Origin of the sequence: Microbacterium sp. CCH5-D1, assembly GCF_001557335.1 — a bacterium.
GTDB lineage: Bacteria > Actinomycetota > Actinomycetes > Actinomycetales > Microbacteriaceae > Microbacterium > Microbacterium oxydans.
This window is the reverse complement of sequence record NZ_LSJW01000140.1, coordinates 1-20,261: the sequence shown is the minus strand read 5'-3', so window position 1 is coordinate 20,261 and position 20,261 is coordinate 1. Positions and strand designations below refer to the sequence as shown.

Below are 20,261 nucleotides of genomic sequence, written 5' to 3'. Positions count from 1 at the left end.
TCAGACAAGGACGTTCACCCCGATCCCGATGGCGAAGGCCGCGGCGAGCACGATGCCGACGATCCCGACGAGCGTGCGGCCCGTGAAGGTCGTGCGCATGAGCGCGAGCATCTTGATGTCGACGAGCGGCCCGACGAGCAGGAAGGCCACGATCGCGCCGGACGAGAACGTCGACGCGAACGACAGCGCGAAGAAGGCGTCGACATTCGAGCAGATGGCCACCGTCATCGCGAGGGCCATCATCGCGACGATCGACAGCACCGGGTTGGAGCCGATCGCCAGCAGCCACTCCCGCGGGATGAGCACCTGCACGGCTCCGGCGAGCGCCGAGCCGATCACGAGCGCGGGCATCACGGCGCGCAGCTCGATGAGGAACTGCGTGAGGCTGCGGCGCACAGGGGTTCCCGGTTCGTGGGTCACCCGATCGCAGGTGTCGACGAAACGCTGCGTGAGCATGCCGTCGGGGTCGGGGTGGCGGCTGTAGATCCAGCCGATCAGGTTGGCGATCAGGTAGCCGCCGACCAGGCGGGCGACGAGGATGCCGCCGTCCCAGCCGAACGCCGCGTGCGTGGTGAGGATCACGATCGGGTTCACGATCGGTGCGGCGATGAGGAATGTCATCGCCTCCGCCGGCGCGAGGCCGCGCATCATGAGTCCACGGGCGAAAGGAACGTTGCCGCACTCGCACACCGGGATCAGCATGCCGAGCAGCGACAGCACCGCACGACGGGCCCACGCGCGTTTCGGCAGCCAGCGGTGGATGACGTCGGCAGGAAGCCAGACCTGCACCACGATCGACAGCAGCACACCGAGGATCACGAACGGCAGGGCTTCGATGAGCACGCTCAGCGCGAGCGTGAGGCCGTCCTGCGCGCGGGTGGGCAGTGAGGCGGGGAACAGCTTCGGCAGGAAGGCATCGATCAGGAACAGGGTGGCGATGATGGCCACACCGAGGCCGACACCGATCCATGCCGAACGCGGCGAGGGTGCCGGGCGATGGGAGTGGCCGTGACGGGTCGCCGTTGCTGCCGAGGAGCTCACGCGGACGCGGCCCTCTCGGCATCGCGCTTGTTCGCGCACGGAGTGCACAGTCCGAAGATGTCGACCACGTGCGCGGCCTCGGTGAATCCGTGCAGGGCAGCCGTACGGTGCGCCCACTGCTCGACGTCCTTGGCCTCGATCTCGACGGTCAGACCGCAGGACCGGCAGATCAGGTGGTGGTGGTGGCCCTGCGTGGTGCATGCCCGGTAGAGCGCCTCACCCTCGGGGCTCTGCAGCGAGTCGGCGTCTCCGGAGGCGGCGAGCCCGGCGAGGGCGCGATAGACCGTGGCCAGGCCGATGCCGGTGTTGTCATCGCGCAGCGAGGCGTGCAGGCTCTGCGCGCTCACGAATCCGCGCGCGTCGGCGAGTGCTTCGCGCACGCGTTCGCGCTGCCAGGTGTTCCGCTGAGCCATAAGAAGAGTCTAGGCCGCGGCGATCAGCGGGGGCTGGGAGTGGATCTCAGGCCTGGACCCGGCGAACCCTGGCACGCGAGCGCTGCACGATCCAGCAGATCACGTAGATCGTGAACGACAGCGTCGTGATGTAGGGACTCACGGGCAGCGTTCCGGCGAGGGCGAGCAGGATGCCGCCGACCGCGGAGACGAACCCGAACAGCGCAGCCAGCAACGGCACCGCGATGGGGCCGGCCGTGACGCGCATCGCGGCGGCGGCCGGCGTGACCAGCAGTGCCATCACGAGGAGCGCGCCGATGATGTGCACGCTCACGGCGACGATCAGGCCGAGCAGCACCATGAACAGCAGACTCACGGCGCGGGTCGGCACCCCGCGGGCGGCGGCCGATTCCGGGTCGAGCGAGTCGAAGCGCAACGGGTTCCACATCACCAGCAGCCCGATGAGCACGACCATGCTGATGCCGATCAGCCACCCGAGGTCGGGGCTCGAGACCGAGACGATCTGCCCCGTCAACAGGCTGAAGCGGTTGGCGCTGCGGCCGTCGTAGAGCGACAGGAACAGGATTCCGAGACCGAGACCGAACGGCATGAGCACACCGACGATCGAGTTGCGGTCCCTGGCCTTGGCCCCGAGCACGCCGATCAGGATCGCGGCGACGAGGGCACCGCCGAGGGATCCGGCCACCACACTGCCGCCGAAGAGCAGGGCCGCCGCCGCCCCCGCGAAGGAGAGCTCGCTCACGCCGTGCACGGCGAAGGCCAGGTCGCGCTGCATCACGAAGACGCCGATCAGGCCGCCCACGATCCCGAGCACGGCTCCCGCGATGATCGAGTTCGCGAGCAGGGCGACGAGCTCGCCGTAGTCCTGGAAGGAGAAGATGTCATCCCAGCCGACCATGGGCGCGATGGCTGCCGCCGCGTTCATGCCGCTCCCCCGTGCGCGTGATCACCGTGATCGTGGTGAGGCTCGGCGTCCGGCACGCCCACGACGACCAGACGATCTCCGGCGCGGAGCACGAACACCGGGGTGCCGTAGAGGTCGGTGAGCACGCGGGTCTGCAGCACCTCGTCGGGGGTTCCCAGCAGGAACCGCCCGCCGGCGATGTAGAGGATGCGGTCGACCCGGCCCAGGATCGGGTTGATGTCGTGCGTGACGAACAGCACCGCCGCCTCGCGCTCACGGCGCTGACGGTCGATGATGTCGGTCACGGCGACCTGGTTGGCGAGATCGAGGTTCGACAGCGGTTCGTCGCACAGCAGGAGTGCGGGCTCGTCGGCGAGGGCCTGGCCGACCCGGAGCCGCTGCTGTTCGCCGCCCGAGAGCAGTCCGACGCGGCGATCCGCGAAGTGGGAGGCACCGACCGCGTCGAGCAGTCGGTCGACCTTCGCCCGGTCGCCGCGGTGCGGGATGGGAAAGCCGAAGCGGCTGCCCTGCACCCCGAGGGCGACCAGGTCGCGGGCCCGCATGCTCGTGTCGGGGGCGAGATTCCGCTGCTGGGGGATGTACCCGATGCGGGAGTTGCCCCGATGGACGGGTTCACCCGCCACGCGGATCGTCCCGGATGACAGCGGCTGCAGGCCGAGGATGCTGCGCAGGAGCGTGGTCTTGCCCGATCCGGAAGGACCGAGCACGGCGATGAACTCCCCCGGTTCGACCGTGAGATCGAGGCCGGACCACAGCTCGCGATCCCCGCGGTGCAGGGACGCGTCGGATATCTGGAGTACCGGCTTCTCGCGCTGAAGGGCGCCGCTCACGGCTGGACGGCGGCGGCGAGGCTCTTGATCGCGTCACTCATCCACTCAGAGTACGACGATCCGTCCTCGAGCAGCTCCGTGAAGGCGACGACCGGAACCCCGGCGTCCTTCGCCGCGGTCTCGACGCGCTGGGTCTCGGACCCCCCGGTCTGGGCGTTCGTCAGCAGCGCGGTGACCTGTCCGCTGTCGATCACGTTCAGCGCCTCGAGCAGCACGGCGGGCGCGACGTCAGTGCCCTCTTCGACCGACTCGGCGAAGCCCTCCGGGGTGACGTCGGTGAATCCGGCGGCGGCCGCGAGGTAGCCGGGCAGCGGTTCTGTGATGAAGACGTTGACGTTCGGCACCTCCGCCTTGAGGGTCGCGAGCTCGGTCTCGAAGCCCTCGAGGTCGGCGGTGAGCGTGGCGGCGTTGGCGGCGAACTCCTTCGCGCCGTCGGGGTCGAGCTCGGTCAGTTCATCAGCGATGGCCTCGACGACATGGATCATCGTGTGCGGGTCGAACCACACGTGCTCGTTGAAGCCCTCGATGTGGTCGTGCCCCTCGTGGCCGTCCTCGCCCTCGGCGTGTTCGTGGTCGGCCTCGTCCGTCTGTCCCTCGTCGTCGTGTCCCTCGTTGCCGGGGAAGTCGTGCGAGTACTCGACGGCCGTCACCACGTGCGGATCCTTCGCATCCTGCAGCAGCGTGTCGATGAAGGCGTCGTACCCGCCGCCGTTCTCGATCACGAGGTCGGCCTTCTGCACGGTCAGCCGGTCGCGGGCGCTCGCCTCGTAGGAGTGCGGATCCTGCGACGCCGACGTGATGATCGACTGCACGTCGACGCGGTCTCCACCGATGGTCGACGCGATGTCGCCGTAGACGTTCGTGCTCGCCACCACCGTGATGGTGCCGTCGTCGCCCTCTCCCGCCGAGGGGGTCGAGCATCCGGCCAGCGTGAGTGCGGCGACGGATGCGAGGGCGAGGGCGACGACGGGCTTCTTCATGCCCTCACTCTAAACGCTAATGAGAACCATTATCAAATCGCCTCGGCCGCTCGGTCACCCACGGCCGAAACGGAGACGACCCGACGTCCGCGCGGCGTGTCAGTGCTCGACACCCCGCGCGGGGCGCGGATCATCTCCGTTTCGGCAAAGGGGCGGAAGCTCAGCCGAGCAGACCGGCCGGTGCGATCCAGGCCGTGGCCTCCCCGGGGAGTGCAGAGCCGTCGAGCGGGGCGCTCGCGAGCACGACATCCGCGGCCGCATCCCCGAGGTCGAACGGCTCCGTGCCGAAGTTCGACACGACCTGCCATCCGTTCGGCCGGGTGAAGCGCAGCACGTCGGCACGTCCGGTGTCGATCCACTCCAGGGTCTCTCCGGTCTGCAGCAAGTGTCGGAGGCGCAGGGCCTCGCGGTACAGCGACAGCGTCGACGCCGGATCGGCGGCCTCCACGTCGACCGCGTACTCCGCGAACCACTCGGGCTGCGGCAGGTGCGCGCCCTCGGCGCCGAAGCCGTACGAGGAGCCGGCCGCCGTCCAGGGAAGGGGCACACGGCATCCGTCACGGCCGAGCCCGTCGAACTCCGCACCGCGGAAGAACCCGGGGTCCTGACGCTGTTCCGGCGCGATCTGCGCCACTTCGTGCAGGCCGAGCTCTTCACCCTGATAGAGGTACGTGCTGCCGGGAAGGCCGAGCAGCAGCAGGGTCGCGGCGTGTGCCCTGCGGACTCCGCCCTCGCGGTCGAGGCCGTCCGCCGGACCGCCGGCCTTGACCCACTCCGTGCCCTGCTTGACCGGTCGTCCGTTCAGGGCCGGGAGGCCGTAACGCGTGGCATGACGGGTGACGTCGTGGTTCGACAGCACCCAGGTGGTCGACGATCCGGTCTCCTGCGCCTGCTGCAGGTTGTCGGCGATGATGCTCCGGAACTGCCGCGCGTCGAAGTCGGCCACGAGCAGGTCGAAGTTGAACGCCTGGCCGAGTCCTTCCGCCGAGGCGTACTTGGCACGGCGCTCCGGGGTGTCCACCCACGCCTCGGCCACGGCCGTGCGCGGCGGGTCGTACTCGTTGAAGACCGAGCGCCACTCGGCATAGATCTCGTGCACGTCGTCGCGGTCGACCATCGGGTGCGTGCCCGAGGTGCGGTCCATCGCGTCGAGCTCGGCGCGCGAGGGAAGCGGCTCGCTGAGGTCCTTCGTGAGCATGTGGGCGACGTCGATGCGGAACCCGTCCACGCCGCGGTCCGACCAGAAGCGCAGGGTCTTCAGGAAGTCGGCGCGCACCTCGGGGTGGTCCCAGTTCAGGTCGGGCTGCTCCACGGCGAAGTTGTGCAGGTACCACTGCCCGTCCGCCACCCGCTCCCACGCGCTGCCGCCGAACACGGATTCCCAGTCGGTCGGCGGCTCGGAGCCGTCGGAACCGGTGCCCTCACGGAAGATGTAGCGCTCGCGCGCGGCCGACCCGCGTCCGGCGGCGAGCGCCTCCTGGAACCACTCGTGCTGGTCGGAGGAGTGGTTCGGGACGATGTCGACGATCACGCGGATGCCGCGGGAGTGCAGCGCCTCGACCATGTCGTCGAAGTCGTCGAGCGTGCCGAGCCGCGGGTCGACGTCGCGGTAGTCGGCCACGTCGTATCCGCCGTCGGCGAGTGCGGACGGGTAGAACGGGCTGAGCCATACCGCATCGATGCCGAGGCCCTGGAGGTAGTCGGCCCGGGAGACGATGCCGGGGATGTCGCCGATGCCGTCGCCGTTCGCATCGGCGAAGCTGCGCGGGTAGATCTGGTAGACGGCGGCCTGACGCCACCAGGCGGCGTCTTCGGCGGTGCGGGTCTCGACGAGAAGCGCGTCGGTCATGAGGGGAGAACTCCTTCTCTCTTGCGGTGGTCGTGCGGTGTCAGCCCTTGACGGCGCCCTGCGTGACGCCCTCCATGACCCACCGCTGCGTGAACAGGTAGGCCACGATCGCGGGGGCCATCGCCATCAGGTACGAGGCGAAGGCGACGTTGTAGTTGTTGCTGAACTGGTTCTGGAAGAGGTTCTGCCGAACGGGGAGCGTCTGCAGCGCGGGGTCGGCGATGATGAGCGACGGCATCATGAAGTCGTTCCAGGCGTACAGGAACGCGAAGATGCCGACGGTCGCGCTCATCGGGGCGAGCAGCGGGAAGATCAGCTTCCAGAAGGTCTGCCAGGTGGTCGCTCCGTCGATGCGCGCGCTCTCCTCCAGCTCGATCGGGATCGACCGCAGGAACGCCGTGAACAGCAGCACGCTGAAGCTCAGCTGGAACATGGTGGCGAGGATGATCACGCCGAACGGGTTGTCGAGTCCGACGCGTCCGGTGAGCTGGATCTGCGGCAGGGCCACGACCGGGAACGGGATGAACATCGCCGCGAGCAGGTAGAAGAACGAGTAGCGGAACAGCCGTCGGTCCCAGTTGCGCACGATGGCGTAGGAGGCGAAGGCCGCCAGCACGATGGTCGCGATCACGGTGCCCGCCGTGACGAGCAGGGAGATGCCCGCGCCGACCGGGAACTTCGTGAGCGTCCAGGCTTCGACAAAGCCGTCGATGCTGAACGGCGCCGGGAGAGAGAAGGCGTTGCCGTCGACCGCCTGTCCTGTGGTCTTGAATGCCATCGAGATGGTCACGTACAGCGGAAGGAGCACGGTGACGGCGCACAGGATCAGGATGATCGTGCCCGACCAGTTCACGCGCTCCATGCGGATGCGCGGCTTCTTCCCTGAGGTGGGGATCGTGGTGAGTGTCTGCGTCGACATCAGAGTGCGTTCCTTCCGCGCGTCAGCGACAGCTGGAGGAGGGAGATGAGCACGGCGACGATGAAGAAGATGGTCGCGTTGGCCATCTGGTAGGCGTAGTCGCCGCCGTTGAAGCCCGCGATGATCGTCATCGCGACGCTGCGGGTCGATGTGCCCGGCCCGCCGTTGGTGAGACCGACGATGATGTCGTAGGCGTTCAGGAAGCCCTTGAACCCGAGGATCACGTTGATCACCACGTATCCCGCGACGAGCGGCAACGTGATGCGGGTGAGCTGCTGCGTCTTGCTGGCGCCGTCGATGCTCGCCGCCTCGTACACCTCGCCGGGGACAGAGAGCAGGCCGGCGATGTAGATCAGCAGGGTGCCGGGCACGGCCTGCCAGGCGGTGACGATGACGATCGCGATCCAGGCGAGGTCGGGGTTGGCCAGCAGGCTGGTCTCGAGCCACGGGATGCCCGCTGCTGCTCCCGCCGCCGGGATCGAGTTGGAGAACAGGAAGTTGAAGACGTAGGCGATGATGATGCCCGAGATCACCATCGGGATCACGAAGATGGTGCGCAGGCCCGTCTTGAAGCGGATGCGCGAGGTGAGTCCGACCGCGAGCAGGAAGGCGATCACGTTCACGACGATCACCGTGGCGATCGAGAAACCGAACGTGAACAGGTAGCTCTGCAGGATCGAGGGATCGCTGAACAGCGCGATGTAGTTGGTCAGTCCGTTGAAGCTCCACTCCCCGATGCCGATCGAGTCGGTGAAGCTGAAGAAGATGCCGATGACCCCCGGCACCGTGATCGCGAGGGTGAAGATCACGAGCGTCGGCAGCAGGAACAGGTAGTAGATCGGCTCGACGCGGCGCGTGTGGCGTCGCAGCTTCCGGTCGCCACCCGTGACGATGACGGTCGTGCTGTCGGAAGCAGAGGGAGTTGTCGTGGTGCTCATGATGCGCCCTCCTCGCCGGCGGCGTTGTCCTGGGTCGACGGGATCGGCGCCCGGAAGGCGATGCGTGCCCAGTCGGCGTCCATGGTGCGCAGGATCGAGGTCGGAGAAGCCCCGAGTACCATCGCCTGCGCGTAGTTCATCATCGGAAGCGTCTTGGGCACGAGCACGGACGGGCCCTGATAGATCTGCCCGTTGTCGTAGTACTCGACCATCCCCTCGACCCGGGGGTCGTCGGGGGCGGAAGCGCCCTTCGTAGGCGTGAAGCCGAGCTGCGAGGCGTTGTACTCCTCGATGTTCTGCGGCTCGTAGAGGAACTCGAGGAAGTCGCGGGCGGCCTCCTGATGGCGCGACCCCTCGGGGATCATCGCGGCGAGGTCCATGTTCACGCGCACCCCGACGTCGGCCGGGTCGTTCGTCATCGGCAGCGGGAAGGTGCCCAGCTGCAGGTCGGGTGCGGTCTTCGCGATCTCGCTGAAGGCCCACGGACCCTGCAGGTACATCGCGGCCTCGCCCTTGCCGAAGGCCAGGTTGCCGTCGCCGTAGCCACGGCTCGGGGCATCCGCGTTGGTGTAGTCGTTCGCGAGCTGCAGCATCTTGTCCATCGGCTCGGCGAAGTCCTTCGAGAACGAGACCTCGGAGTCGGGACCGACGTCGGCACCCTCGTCCGCGAGCGCATCGAAGAAGTCGATCACGTCGACGGAGCCGCCCGCGGTGTAGTCGTACCAGCCCTGGCCCACGGTCCAGTCGTCCTTGAAGGTGCCGTAGAACGGGTCGATGCCGGCGGCCTTCAGCTGCTCGCACACCGCAAGCAGCTCGTCCCACGTCGTCGGCACCTCGAGGCCCTGAGCGTCGAAGATCTCCTTGTTGTAGATGACGGAGGCGGCCATCACCGAGTACGGCAGGGCGCTGGTGCGGCCCTCGCAGGAGCCGTACTGGTCCATGAGCGGCTGCAGGTCATCGCGGATGCCCGCAGCGGCGTCGGTCTCGGAGAGATCGGTGAGCGCGCACCGCTGCACGAAACGGGCGATCTCGTAGTTGTAGTTGGCGAGCATGACGTCTGGCGGGTTGCCCCGCACGAAGCTCGCCGAGACGACGTCGACGCCCGAGGTGTCGATCTCGACCTTCACGTCGCTCTGCGAGGAGTTGTACTCGGCGACGAGGGCGGTCATGAACTCGATCGCCTCGCGCTTGCTGAAGGTGAAGCGGATGGTCTCCGCTCCCGAGCCGGGGGCGCATCCCGCGAGCGCCGTGCCGACCAGGGTGACCCCCAGGGCCGCGGCCACCGCTCGCGCCGCGCGTGTTCGTGTGCCAGACACCGTCGTCCTTCCATCCTGTAGATCCGTGCACTAAATCTAGTGAGCGAATTTACTCTGTCGAACGGTACTCTCTCATTGGACGAGAGGAAGGTCAAGCGCCGTGGCAGATGTCTCCGCAGGCTTGGGCACCGGTCGAGCGAGCGTGAGCGCCGTGCTCGACTTCGCCTGGACGGCTGGCGAGTTCACCGCGTCCGAGGCCATGGCCGGCACCTCGCTGACCCGCTCGACCGCCATCGACGCGATCGACACCCTGGTCGGCGCGGAGATCCTCCGTGAACTCCCCAACGCCCGCGCCGCCGGCACCTACCGCGCAGGGCGACCCTCTCGCCGCTTCGTGCTGCCCGCCGACCTGGGCGTCGTGATCGGCGTCGATGCGGGCGACACCCACCTCGCCGTGACCGTGGCCGACCTGCTCGACGAGACGCTCGTGCACCACCGGGTGGAGTTCGATCCGACGCAGACGGTCTCCGAGCGGCGCGCGACGATCCTCGGGCGCCTCGGCGATGCGCTCACCGAAGCCGGGGTCGCGCGCGAGCAGGTGCTCGCCGTGTGCGTCGGGGTCGCGGCACCGGTGAACCGCGACGGCATCTCGCCCCCGCACCCGGAAGGCTTCTGGGAGCGCACGAACCCCGGGCTCGCCGAGGCACTGGAGGGCTGGGCACCCGTCGTGCAGATCAAGAACGACGCCCAGCTCGCCGCGATCGCCGAAGGGGCCGAGGGAGCCGCGATCGGATGCCGCGACTACGTCGCCCTGCTCGCGAGCGAGCGCTTCGGCGGCGGCGTGGTGGTCGACGGGCACGTGCTGCACGGCGCGCACGGCGGTGTCGGCGAGGGCGTCGTGTTCGACCACATCGTGGGTGTCGGCTCGGCGTTCGGCCTGCGCTATGCCGTACAGGACCAGGTGCGCGCGGCAGTCGACTCCGGTGAGATCTCTCACGACAGCGCCGTCGGACGCCTCGTCGGCACACGTCGCATCGACCCTCGACTCGTGCTGACCCTCGCCGCGTCGGGCGACCGGGACGCGGTGCTGATCACCTCCCGCGTCGGGGCCACCGTGGCCCGCGTCGTCGGTGTGCTCGGCAGCATGTACGACCCGGCTCGCGTCATCGTGTGCGGAGCGGTCGCCGAGAGCATCGAGCCCGTGCTGACCGCGGCCCGCCGCATCCTCCCCCAGGAGCTGCACCTGCCCGCTCCGGAGATCCTCGCGTCGACACTCGGCGCGGAGGTCGTCTCACGCGGGGCCGTGGCGACCGCCCGACGCGCGGCCAGGGAGCACGCGGTGCCGCGGTTGGCGGAGGAACGTCTGCGCCAAAGCGCGTAGGCCTGCGCCAGAGCGCGTCGCGTAACGCCTGCGCCAGAGCGCGTCGCGTCAGTCACCACTGCGCGGTCGCTCGTCCGTTCCCGTCGCGCCGCATCAGGCCATCACGCGAGAACAGGCATATCCGCGCCTCGTTGGCTTGATCCCGCGCTCTCGCCTGATGCCGCGGGGGCCGGGACAGCGTCCATCAGTTATGACTCGCCTTGATAGTCGCTCCAGTTGATCCATGAGAGCGCTGCACTGTAGTGATGGCGACTGGCACGAGGATCGTCAACAGAGTTGCTCCCGTGCGCGACACGGGAACTAGTGCGGAAGGTACATCTCCACGATCTCTCTGTACTCACCCGCCGAGATTCGGGATACGTCGACGTCGACGTCGAGGAGGTGGGGATACGCGGCACCGATCTCGTCGTTGTTGAGGGCAAGCCCGCACACGGGACAGCCGAATACGACCGATGCCACCTCCTGCGGCACGAGAGCGCCACTAAGGAGCCCCTCTTCATCGAGCTCGACTTCTATATCAGCCAAGTCGAGGTAGTCGTGCTCGCCCTTTACCCACAGCGTCCCGAGACGCTCGCAGGCGGGGCAGTCTGCCGGCTCCTTGGCCCAACCTAGCGGAGCTATTGCCGTCTCCTGCGCTTCCATCTGCTGGAAGACGAACTCCGCGTTGTCGGCAAGCCGCTCAGCCAGCCCTTCGGCCTTCAGCCTGCACGCGCGCACTCGAACGGCAACGTCTGCTCGGCGTGCGTCATCATGCTCATCGAGCAAAGCTCCCACCAGATCCATCCGATCCGAGGCCCAGAACTGCTTATCGTCATGACCAAGGTGTTTCAGGACGAGCGATGCAACCCGCGTGAGGGTCGCGGCGGCTTGACGATTATCCGCCGTTGCCGCACTGTACATATGTACGGCGGAGTCTCGGTGTTTTACGACGCCCGCAATCTCTGTCCGTAGTGCCTCTAGCGCAGGGATGAGGCGCTCGGCCGCCGCCCGGATCGTAGATGCCTCGGCGCTGCGCTGCTCGTGTAACCATGCAAGGTCGAGTTCAGTCTTCTGTTGCGCGCTGACCATCACGCGCATCACTGCCTCTGATTGGTTCCGGACTGCGAAGACAAGTGCGGGAGCAAGATCAGCGACCACTGCCCGCAAGAGGAACTCCAGAGACATACCTGCATGGATCGCAGATGTCGACTGGCGCAACCTGTCCGTCGCATGGACGTTGTCAAGAACAGAACGCGCAGTCTCAGCCGCGGCTTCGATGAGGTGGTCACGAAGCGGGTTACGAGCGGGTGGCATGCAACCCATTGAAGCAGCAGCAGCGGAGGGGAGATTGCACAGCCTTGGGAAGCTATCATCGGAGGCACTCCGCCCTTGTCCCCCGCTGAGAATGTGGGAGGGTGACGGCATGAAGCGACGCTCCCTAGAAACCGAACCCACGGATCACGACCTCGAACGCCTCGGTGAAGTGCTGAGGCGCGTGGGTGGCGGGAACGTCTCCTGGGGCGCCCAGTCGGTCCTCGACCTATGGATCGTCGAGAAGCGCGCCGAGTTGGACGAGGAGATGTCACGGCGAATCGGCGTTGCGTCCTGGGCGTTGGTTTTCGCGACCGTAGGGCTCGTCCTGTGCACGGCCGGACTCATCTGGGCGACTATACTCGCTTGACCATCGATCCGTGCTACTTCGGCTTTGGACACGGCATAGTGCTTTATCGACATCGGCGCGCGTTGCGCCGCATGGCCAAGACGCTTCCGATGCGCACAATCTGCCATACTCCATTTCATGGGGGAAGAACACTTCATTGGGGAAGAACCTGAACTCACGGAGCTCTTGGATGACAACTCTGGCTGGTTGGTGCCTGGACGCCATTTCGTCGAGATGGAAGACATCTACCGAGAGTTCGTATCGTTCACGCTGGACTGGGACCGTCGAACGATTTGGCTTGGCCTGCAGCAACTTCTACAGCATGCGAAGCAGCTCTTCCCGAGCGGTCGACTTCTTCTCGCTGGAACCTTCGTCTCGAAGCAGGCCGGTCCCTGCGACGCGGTCGAGGTTGCCATCGTGCCCGATGAGCCAAGCGCAGTCGAACTCTGGACCGATGCTGAGGAGCATCGCTTCCAGCTCTGCTCCTCGCTTCACGATGTCATCGTAGGTTCGCTTGGCGCGGACTATTTCGAAGTGCTGCACCCGTTCGGTGGACGCATAGAGTCCTACTTCGTCGTTCCTGACGATGTAGAGCAGATGACGATGTGGATGGGTGGAGTTACTCTTCCCACAGGGCAAGAGATTCTTGGCCACCGCGGGGTGCTGGAGGTGGAGTGGTGATACGAGACGACATCAGCACGCATCTCGCCGGAATTCCTGACGACGACAGCCGTCTCAACCGCCTGCGCCGCAGCTCTCTGACCGCCTATCGTCAGAAGTTCAGTTTGCCGGCGACACAACTTCGCGTCGACATCACTGGCGAGCTCACCGCGACCGTGGTCGCCCAGGTCACGTCAGCTCTACAGCATGCGACCGCGCTGGCAGCGAAGGCGATCCTCGACCCGAAGAACGCGGCAATCACCGTCCAGAGCTCACTATTGGAACGAGCGCCGCTCCTCCCCGTTGGCCAGTCGCGTGGCACCCTCTACTTCGAGTTGCCCCAGCAGGTGGTGCCGACCGACACCATTGAACAGACGCCGGTGGCTGGTCTGACCGAGAACGCAGTGCGTGAGCTCATCGAGATCCTCCCGGAGACCGCCGACGACGAGAGGACGCTGCAGTCACTCCCCAGCCGCCGGCCGCAGTACCGGTCAGCAGTGAAGAAGTTGGCCGAATCGCTTGGGGATGCAGCCTCCATGTCGCTCTCGATGCAACCCACAGGTGGAACAACTCCCGAGACTTCCGTTTTGACAGTCGAACAGGCCCGAGAAGTGCCAGCGCTCCTCGCAGGCACTCAAGACAAGCGGGACATGCTCACGGTCTTCGGAATCCTCGACGGCATGCGCACCCGGCGGCGGCTTTTCTACATCGAGGAGCGCGGCACTACCCAGGAGTTCAGTGGAGCAATTGACGAGGAGCAGATGGATACCGTGATGGGCCTCGTCGGCCAGCAGGTCGTCGCCCGCATCGAGCGTTTGATCCTGCTGCGCGCTGACGGCTCGAAGTCGCATCCGAGCTACGCACTGAAGTCCATCGCTCCGGATGCGAGCCTCGTCTAGGTGCGAACGTTCAATCCAGAGCGGGTCAAAGCCGCCAACCCAAGGTGTTGCGAGCAGAACTCACGGGTTTGACTACTTCTTCGAGCAGTAGCCCGCGAGATGCGTGTGCGAGATGACACCGTTGGGATGGCTTCATCGCCGTCGCAGTTGGCTTGCTACGGCGCCTCACCGTGGATCTGGTCTGTGAGTTGCTTGCCGGTCGATCCACCCGTCACGTTTAGGACCGCGTTAGCGACGGCTCGATCCCGCTGGGTCAGAATGCGTGACTCACCACCGAGAATCTCATCGACTGAAGCTTGCCCTTGCGAGAGCAACTACTTGGTTAGGTGCACATGATTTGGCGCGGATCGACTTTAGCCGTCATCTGCATCGCTTGGCCCGACGTCTCACATCAGTCCACCAGCAGTGCGGGCTCCTCGAGGATCGAGGCGACGTCGGCGATGAAGCGGCTCATGCCGTCGCCGTCGATCACGCGGTGGTCGAACGATCCGGCCACCGTGGTCACCCAACGGGGGCGCACCTCGCCGTCGACGACCCACGGCTTCTGGCTGATGGTCCCCATCGCCACGATGCCCGCCTCGCCGGGGTTGATGATCGGGGTGCCGGCATCCATCCCGAACACACCGATGTTCGTGATCGTGATCGTGCCGCCCTGCTGATCGGCCGGCGGGGTCTTGCCGTCGCGGGCCGTGAGCGTGAGACGGTTCAGCGCCCGCGCCAGCTCCTTCATGCTCAGGTCCTGCGCGTCCTTGATGTTGGGCACGAGCAGGCCGCGCGGGGTGGCGGCGGCGATACCGAGGTTCACGTAGTGGCGGACGGCGATCTCGGCTCCGGACTCGGTCTCGATCCAGGCGGCGTTGACCATCGGGGTGCGACGGGCGGCCCAGATCACGGCGCGGGCCATGATGAGCAGCGGCGAGACCTTGATGTCGGCGTAGTCGGGCGAGGCCTTGAGGCGCTTGACGAGATCCATCGTGCGGGTGGCGTCGATCTCCTTCCACACCGTCACGTGCGGGGCCGAGTACGCGCTCTGCACCATCGCCGACGACGTGGCCTTGCGCACACCCTTGACCGGGATCGACTCGGTGCGGTCGTCACCTGCAGCCGACGGACGCGTTGCGGTGAGGCCGCGAGCGAGTCCTGCCGGCGCGGCCTGCGGGGCGGGCACCGTCTCCTCGCGCACGGTCCCCCACTCGGGGGTCTCGATGTTGCGGAAGACGCTCGCCTGCGAGGCGTGCTTCATCACGTCGTCGCGCGTGACCTCCCCGTCGGCACCAGTCGCGGCGACCGCGGTGAGGTCGACGCCGAGGTCGCGCGCGAGCTTGCGGATCGGCGGCTTCGCGATCACCCCCACCGAGGAGCGGACGGGTCGCTCGGCCGGACGCTTGCGCCGCGAGGTGGCTCCGCCTCCCGTGCCGTAGCCCACCAGCACGGAGCCGCCGCCCTCTTCCGCCGCCGGCGCTGCAGGAGCCGGAGCGGCCGCAGTGCCGGCCGCCGGCTCGGTCAGGAACGTGATGATGGGGGTGCCGACCTCGACGGTCGTGCCCTCGGCAGCGAGGAGCTCGCCCACCACGCCCGCGTACGGCGACGGCAGCTCGACGAGCGACTTGGCCGTCTCGATCTCGCACACCACGTCGTTGATCGCGACGGTGTCGCCAGGAGCGACCTTCCAGGCCACGATCTCGGCCTCGGTCAGGCCTTCTCCGACGTCCGGAAGGGTGAAGTTCTGCGTGCTCATGACGAGTCCTTTCGGCCGAGCGGAAGTGTCAGTATGCCAGCGAGCGGTCGACGGCCTCGAGGATGCGGTCGGCATCCGGGAGGTATGCGCCTTCGAGCTTCGCGGGCGGGAACGGGGTGTCGTAGCCGGAGACGCGCAGCACCGGAGCCTCGAGCGCATAGAACGCGCGCTCCATGACGGTCGCGGCGATCTCACCGCCGATGCTGCCGAAGCCCTGGGCCTCCTGCGCATAGACCATGCGTCCGGTCTTGCGCACCGAGTCGAGGAGGGGTTCGTAGTCGACCGGCGAGATCGAGCGCACGTCGACGACCTCGCAGCTCGTGCCCTCGGCCTCGGCGAGCGCGGCGGCCTGCAGGAGAGTGGTGACCATCGCACCGTGTCCGACCAGAGTCACGTCGCTGCCCGTGCGCACGACGCGCGAGGAGTGCAGTGGAACGGCCGAGGCGTCGAGCTCGACCTCGCCCTTCTGCCAGTACCGGCTCTTCGGCTCCATGAAGATCACCGGGTCGTTCGACGCGATCGCCTCCTGGATCATCCAGTACGCATCGTTCGGCGTCGACGGCGACACCACACGCAGGCCGGGGGTGTGCGCGAAGTACGCCTCCGGGCTCTCCTGGTGGTGCTCGACCGCGCCGATGTGTCCGCCGTACGGAATGCGGATCACGATCGGCATGCTGATCGCCCCCTCATGCCGGTTGGTCAGCTTCGCCAGCTGCGTGGTTATCTGGTCGAACGCGGGGAACACGAATCCGTCGAACTGGATCTCGATCACCGGGCGGTACCCAACCATCGCCATGCCGATCGCCGTGCCGACGATCCCGGACTCGGCCAGCGGGGTGTCGAGCACCCGGCGGTCGCCGAAGTCGCGCTGCAGATGCTCCGTCACACGGAAGACGCCGCCGAGCTTGCCGATGTCCTCGCCCATGAGCAGGACCTTCGGGTCGTTCTCCATCGCCTTGCGCATACCCGCATTCAGCGCCTTGCTGAGCGGCATCGTCTCCAGAGTCACTGGGCTCCTCCTTCGAAGGACGCCTCGTACTGCGCATGCCAGGCCTTCTGCTGGTCGATCAGCGGATGCGGCTCGCTGTACACGTGGTCGAACATCTTGTCGGCGCTGGGCGGCCCGAGCTCGACCGTGCGGGCGCGCAGATCCTCTGCGGCATCGGCCGCCTCGGCCTCGACATCGGCGAACAGCTGCTCCGACGCTCCGCGCGCTTCGAGGAAGGCCCGCATCCGCACGATGGGATCGCGACCGGCCCAGTGCTGCTCCTCGTCGCTGCCCCGGTACTTGGTCGGGTCGTCGCTCGTCGTGTGGGCGCCGAGCCGGTATGTCACGGCCTCGATGGCCTGCGGCCCCTTGCCCTCGCGGGCCTCGTCCAGCGCGACACGGGAGACGGCGTAGCTGGCGAGCACGTCGTTGCCGTCGACACGGACGCTCGGGATGCCGTAGCCCGCGCTGCGCTGCACGAGCGGCACGCGTGACTGGGTGGAGACGGGCACCGAGATGGCCCAGTGGTTGTTCTGCAGGAAGAACACCGTCGGAGCCTGGTAGCTCGCGGCGAAGACCATCGCCTCGTGCACGTCGCCCTGGCTGGATGCGCCGTCGCCGTAGTAGACGATGACCGCCTCGTCGCGGTCGAGATCACCGGAGCCGGTGCGTCCGTCGAAGGCGAGGCCCATGCCGTAGCCCGCGGCGTGCAGCACCTGCGATCCGAGCACCAGCGTGTACAGCCGGGTGTTGCCGTTCTTGGGGTCGGTCGGGTCCCACCCGCCGTGCGAGACTCCGCGCATCAACTTGATGATGTCGACCGGATCGACGCCGCGGATGCGGGTGACGGCGTGCTCGCGGTAGGAGGGGAAGATCGTGTCCTGCGCGCGGAGCGCGCGCCCGGAGCCGACCTGCGCCGCCTCCTGCCCGCGACTCGGGGGCCACAGAGCCAGCTGGCCCTGCCGCTGCAGGTTCGTCGCCTGGGTGTCGATGGCCCGGATGACGACCATGTCCCGGTAGAACTGCTCGAGTTCCGCATCGCCGATCGCGTCGATCAGAGGAAGGTACCGTTCTGCGGCGGCGGACGGAGCGTACCGTCCGGTCTCGTCCAGAACGCTCACAAGGGGTGTCTCGGAGGTGGTCACGCTCTCACGCTACCCGCGCCCGCATGCCAGGTCACGCATACCTAGGACGCCCTCGTAAATGCCTGGAAACCGGATAAATCCGCGAGAACGCGCGGAATGCGGCGACTCAGCGGAGGGAGCCGGCGACCTCGAGCACGCGGGCGATGGAGTCCTCCTCGCCCACCGAGATGCGGATGCCGTCGCCGGAGAACGGACGCACGATGAGGTCGTTCTCGACGAATGCGGCAGCCACCTCGTCGGTGCGTTCGCCCGCGGGCAGCCAGACGAAGTTCGACTGGGAGTCCGGCACCTCCCACCCCTGTGCACGAAGCCCCTCCACGAGACGGCCGCGGCGTTCGACGATGACGGCGACGCGCTCCAGGAGCTCCGATTCGGCGTCGAGGCTGGCGATCGCGGCGTTCTCGGCAGCGGAGGTGACCGAGAGCGGGATGCCGGTCGTGCGGGCGGCGTCGAGCACCTTCTCGTGCCCGATCGCATAGCCGACGCGCAGCCCGGCGAGACCGTAGGCCTTCGAGAAGGTGCGCAGCACCACCACGTTCGGGTGCTGCTCGAACACGCGCTCCGCCAGACCGTCGACCGCACCCGGCGCCGTGACGAACTCGGCGTAGGCCTCGTCGAGGATGATCAGGATGTCGCCGGGCACCCGCGCGACGAAGGCGGCGAACTCGGCCGAGGTGATGATCGGACCGGTCGGGTTGTTGGGCGTGCACAGGATGATCGCGCGGGTGCGCTCGGTCACCGCATCCGCCATCGCTTCGAGGTCATGGCGGGAGTCGGCGGTGAGCGGCACCTGCACACCGGTCGCTCCGGCGACGAGCGGAAGGCTCGGGTACGCCTCGAAGGAGCGCCACGCGTAGATGACCTCGTCGCCGACCGAGGCGGTGGCCAGGATCAGCTGATGCAGGATCGACACGCTGCCCGAGGCCACGTGCACCTGGTCGGGCTCGACCCCGTAGCGCGCACCGAGACGCGCGCGCAGGCGACCGGCGGTGGCATCCGGGTAGCGGTTGATGGGAGTGGTGCTCTGCAGCGCGTCGAGCACCGACGGCAGCGGGTCGAACGGGTTCTCGTTGCTCGACAGCTTGAACGCATCGGGGCCGGCCTGCTTTCCCTGGCGATACGGAGCGAGAGCGGCGATGGCGGGACGGATGCGGGGCAGGATCGGCTCGGTCACGAGGTCGAGTCTACGAGGGCGGGCGAGCACAGCCCGAGGGGACGGATCGCGCTCGTTCGCCCCCTGTCGCGGCTCGATGCCCGGTGGTACCATTCTGGTATGGCGATGACGGTGCGACTCCCGGAAGAACTCGATGCCCAGCTCGGCGAGCTGGCATCGAGGCGACACACGTCCAAGCACGCACTGCTCATCGAGGCTACGGACCGCTTTCTCCGCGAGGAGGTCACGACCGAGCAGGCCGTGTCGATCGCCCGCGGGGTGGCTGACCGATACGCAGATCTCCTCAAGAAACTCGAAGACGCGTGACTCGATATGTCGAGCTTCCGCACGCAGTAGGCATCACAGAGGAGCTCGGGCTCCACATCCGAGACATCGGGCTTCTCTCCTCCGCGCTCGCCCGACCGTCGAGTTCGATGTTCGGAGTCGAGGCCTACCCGGATCTCGAAGTCAAGGCAGCAGCTCTCCTGTCGTCCCTGAGCCAGAATCACCCTCTGTTTGATGGCAACAAGCGCTTCTCCTGGGTCCTCACCCTGACGTTCCTCGAGATGAACAACGTCATCATCGACATGGAGACGGAGGTTGCCTTCGACCTCATCCTCCGGACGGCGCAGAGCAAGTCCTCCCTGGACGAGGTCGCTGCGCTTCTGCGCGCTCACTTCCGCTGAGCACCCGACGGACTTCGCACTGACACGCACGAGAGTCCGTGGGACACTGGTCGGACTATGCGCTTCATCATCCGCGTCGTCGTCAACGCCTTCGCCCTCTGGGTCGTCACGCTGATCCCTGCCCTGCAGGTGACCATCAGGGCCTTCCCGCCCGGCGAGACGCTGCAGCTGGTGCTGACCCTGCTCGCGGTGGCCGCGATCTTCGCACTCGTGAACACGATCATCGGAACGGTCGTGAAGATCGTCGCGTTCCCGCTCTACATCATCACCTTCGGCCTGATCGGCTTCCTGATCAACGGGTTCCTGCTGTGGCTGACCGCCTGGATCACGAGCGGATTCGGCTGGGGTCTCACGGTCGGCGACTTCTGGTGGGGCGTGCTCGCAGCACTGATCATCTCGGTGATCAACGGCATCTTCGGATTCATCCTGCGCCCGCAGAGCAAGAGCCGTCGCGACTGACCCGCTGACACCGCGGTGACAACCACCGGCGACAGCCACCACGTCACCCGCTCCGCTCCGCGCGGTACTCGGTGCGCTCGACCTCGACGGCCCGCCCGAGCTCATCCCAGTACCCGTCGAGAGCCACCGCGCGAGGGTCGGTCGACGCATCCACCATCTCGGCGGTCTCGATGTACGTCTCGAGACCGTGGGTCTTCAACCGCAGGTCCTCGACGCCGTCCCCCGGATCACCGACCCGCGAGGCGGTGAAGCTGTCGGGCGACCCCGTCCCCTCTGCCGACCCGCCCGCGGCGAGCGCCGATACGACATCGTCGGTGTGACGGAGCTGGATCAGCGTCTGCTCCTCCCGGAGTGTCGGTTCG

General features: G+C 67.2%; 21 protein-coding genes and 1 pseudogene. 7 read left to right on the top strand and 15 right to left on the bottom strand.

Annotation, left to right across the window (positions count from 1 at the left end; translation table 11 throughout):
- From AX744_RS08790 to AX744_RS08750, 9 genes are all read right to left on the bottom strand, one after another.
- Nucleotides 1-1,041 (bottom strand): permease, encoded by a 1,041-nt coding sequence (locus AX744_RS08790; protein ID WP_082738460.1) that lies wholly within the window; start codon nt 1,039-1,041, stop codon nt 1-3.
- Nucleotides 1,038-1,454 carry a Fur family transcriptional regulator gene (locus AX744_RS08785; RefSeq protein WP_045263847.1) on the bottom strand — a complete coding sequence of 139 codons (417 nt, stop codon included), beginning with the start codon at nt 1,452-1,454 and terminating at the stop codon, nt 1,038-1,040. Before AX744_RS08785 ends, AX744_RS08790 begins: the two co-directional genes overlap by 4 nt.
- Nucleotides 1,455-1,500: 46 nt before the next feature.
- The gene (locus AX744_RS08780; RefSeq protein ID WP_371861830.1) at nt 1,501-2,379 is read right to left on the bottom strand and encodes a metal ABC transporter permease; all 879 of its coding nucleotides are present in this window, start codon (nt 2,377-2,379) and stop codon (nt 1,501-1,503) included.
- Nucleotides 2,376-3,209, bottom strand: coding sequence for a metal ABC transporter ATP-binding protein (locus AX744_RS08775; RefSeq protein WP_058632986.1), 834 nt, complete (start codon nt 3,207-3,209; stop codon nt 2,376-2,378). Before AX744_RS08775 ends, AX744_RS08780 begins: the two co-directional genes overlap by 4 nt.
- A complete protein-coding gene (locus tag AX744_RS08770) occupies nt 3,206-4,189 on the bottom strand; it encodes a metal ABC transporter solute-binding protein, Zn/Mn family (RefSeq protein ID WP_061016363.1) in 984 nt (327 codons plus the stop codon). Before AX744_RS08770 ends, AX744_RS08775 begins: the two co-directional genes overlap by 4 nt.
- Nucleotides 4,190-4,349: 160 nt before the next feature.
- Entirely contained in the window at nt 4,350-6,038 is a 1,689-nt protein-coding gene (locus AX744_RS08765; protein WP_061016361.1) for a glycoside hydrolase family 13 protein, read from the bottom strand.
- 40 nt (nt 6,039-6,078) lie between these two features.
- Nucleotides 6,079-6,957: a carbohydrate ABC transporter permease gene (locus tag AX744_RS08760; protein WP_046748628.1), complete on the bottom strand. Its 879-nt coding sequence runs from the start codon at nt 6,955-6,957 to the stop codon at nt 6,079-6,081.
- On the bottom strand, nt 6,957-7,895 hold the full coding sequence (locus AX744_RS08755; RefSeq protein WP_058632982.1) for a carbohydrate ABC transporter permease: 939 nt from the start codon (nt 7,893-7,895) through the stop codon (nt 6,957-6,959). Before AX744_RS08755 ends, AX744_RS08760 begins: the two co-directional genes overlap by 1 nt.
- Nucleotides 7,892-9,211, bottom strand: coding sequence for an ABC transporter substrate-binding protein (locus AX744_RS08750; RefSeq protein WP_061016359.1), 1,320 nt, complete (start codon nt 9,209-9,211; stop codon nt 7,892-7,894). Before AX744_RS08750 ends, AX744_RS08755 begins: the two co-directional genes overlap by 4 nt.
- 100 nt (nt 9,212-9,311) lie before the next feature.
- Between AX744_RS08750 and AX744_RS08745 the strand changes: the two genes are divergently transcribed.
- Nucleotides 9,312-10,532 carry an ROK family protein gene (locus AX744_RS08745; RefSeq protein ID WP_061016357.1) on the top strand — a complete coding sequence of 407 codons (1,221 nt, stop codon included), beginning with the start codon at nt 9,312-9,314 and terminating at the stop codon, nt 10,530-10,532.
- 300 nt (nt 10,533-10,832) lie between these two features.
- Here the strand turns inward: AX744_RS08745 and AX744_RS08740 are convergent, their stop codons facing one another.
- Entirely contained in the window at nt 10,833-11,825 is a 993-nt protein-coding gene (locus AX744_RS08740; RefSeq protein ID WP_157543564.1) for a hypothetical protein, read from the bottom strand.
- 109 nt (nt 11,826-11,934) lie between these two features.
- Between AX744_RS08740 and AX744_RS08735 the strand changes: the two genes are divergently transcribed.
- The 3 genes from AX744_RS08735 (at nt 11,935) to AX744_RS08725 (ending at nt 13,730) form a co-directional block, all read left to right on the top strand.
- On the top strand, nt 11,935-12,192 hold the full coding sequence (locus AX744_RS08735; RefSeq protein ID WP_157543563.1) for a hypothetical protein: 258 nt from the start codon (nt 11,935-11,937) through the stop codon (nt 12,190-12,192).
- A 117-nt stretch (nt 12,193-12,309) separates the two neighbouring features.
- The gene (locus AX744_RS08730) at nt 12,310-12,852 is read left to right on the top strand and encodes a DUF6932 family protein (RefSeq protein ID WP_061016353.1); all 543 of its coding nucleotides are present in this window, start codon (nt 12,310-12,312) and stop codon (nt 12,850-12,852) included.
- Nucleotides 12,846-13,730 (top strand): hypothetical protein, encoded by an 885-nt coding sequence (locus tag AX744_RS08725; protein ID WP_061016350.1) that lies wholly within the window; start codon nt 12,846-12,848, stop codon nt 13,728-13,730. Before AX744_RS08730 ends, AX744_RS08725 begins: the two co-directional genes overlap by 7 nt.
- A 391-nt stretch (nt 13,731-14,121) precedes the next feature.
- Here AX744_RS08725 and AX744_RS08720 read toward each other — a convergent pair whose 3' ends face one another.
- From AX744_RS08720 to AX744_RS08705, 4 genes are all read right to left on the bottom strand, one after another.
- Nucleotides 14,122-15,468, bottom strand: coding sequence for a dihydrolipoamide acetyltransferase family protein (locus tag AX744_RS08720; RefSeq protein ID WP_058632980.1), 1,347 nt, complete (start codon nt 15,466-15,468; stop codon nt 14,122-14,124).
- A gap of 28 nt (nt 15,469-15,496) precedes the next feature.
- Nucleotides 15,497-16,462, bottom strand: coding sequence for an alpha-ketoacid dehydrogenase subunit beta (locus tag AX744_RS08715; protein WP_058633009.1), 966 nt, complete (start codon nt 16,460-16,462; stop codon nt 15,497-15,499).
- An 11-nt stretch (nt 16,463-16,473) separates the two neighbouring features.
- Nucleotides 16,474-17,601, bottom strand: a complete 1,128-nt coding sequence (gene pdhA, locus AX744_RS08710) for a pyruvate dehydrogenase (acetyl-transferring) E1 component subunit alpha (protein WP_061016349.1) — start codon at nt 17,599-17,601, stop codon at nt 16,474-16,476.
- 106 nt (nt 17,602-17,707) lie between these two features.
- The gene (locus AX744_RS08705) at nt 17,708-18,775 is read right to left on the bottom strand and encodes a histidinol-phosphate transaminase (protein ID WP_061016369.1); all 1,068 of its coding nucleotides are present in this window, start codon (nt 18,773-18,775) and stop codon (nt 17,708-17,710) included.
- Nucleotides 18,776-18,874: 99 nt separating this feature from the next.
- Between AX744_RS08705 and AX744_RS08700 the strand changes: the two genes are divergently transcribed.
- Genes AX744_RS08700 through AX744_RS08690 form a run of 3 tightly spaced genes read left to right on the top strand, consistent with a single transcriptional unit; the run spans nt 18,875 to nt 19,899 of the window.
- Complete coding sequence (locus AX744_RS08700; RefSeq protein ID WP_061016347.1) at nt 18,875-19,081, top strand: ribbon-helix-helix protein, CopG family; 207 nt, start codon at nt 18,875-18,877, stop codon at nt 19,079-19,081.
- Entirely contained in the window at nt 19,078-19,440 is a 363-nt protein-coding gene (locus tag AX744_RS08695) for a type II toxin-antitoxin system death-on-curing family toxin (RefSeq protein ID WP_061016345.1), read from the top strand. Before AX744_RS08700 ends, AX744_RS08695 begins: the two co-directional genes overlap by 4 nt.
- A gap of 57 nt (nt 19,441-19,497) precedes the next feature.
- Nucleotides 19,498-19,899 carry a phage holin family protein gene (locus AX744_RS08690; protein WP_046748621.1) on the top strand — a complete coding sequence of 134 codons (402 nt, stop codon included), beginning with the start codon at nt 19,498-19,500 and terminating at the stop codon, nt 19,897-19,899.
- Nucleotides 19,900-19,942: 43 nt separating this feature from the next.
- Here the strand turns inward: AX744_RS08690 and AX744_RS20615 are convergent.
- Nucleotides 19,943-20,261, bottom strand: a pseudogene (locus AX744_RS20615) (hypothetical protein); the annotation flags it as partial.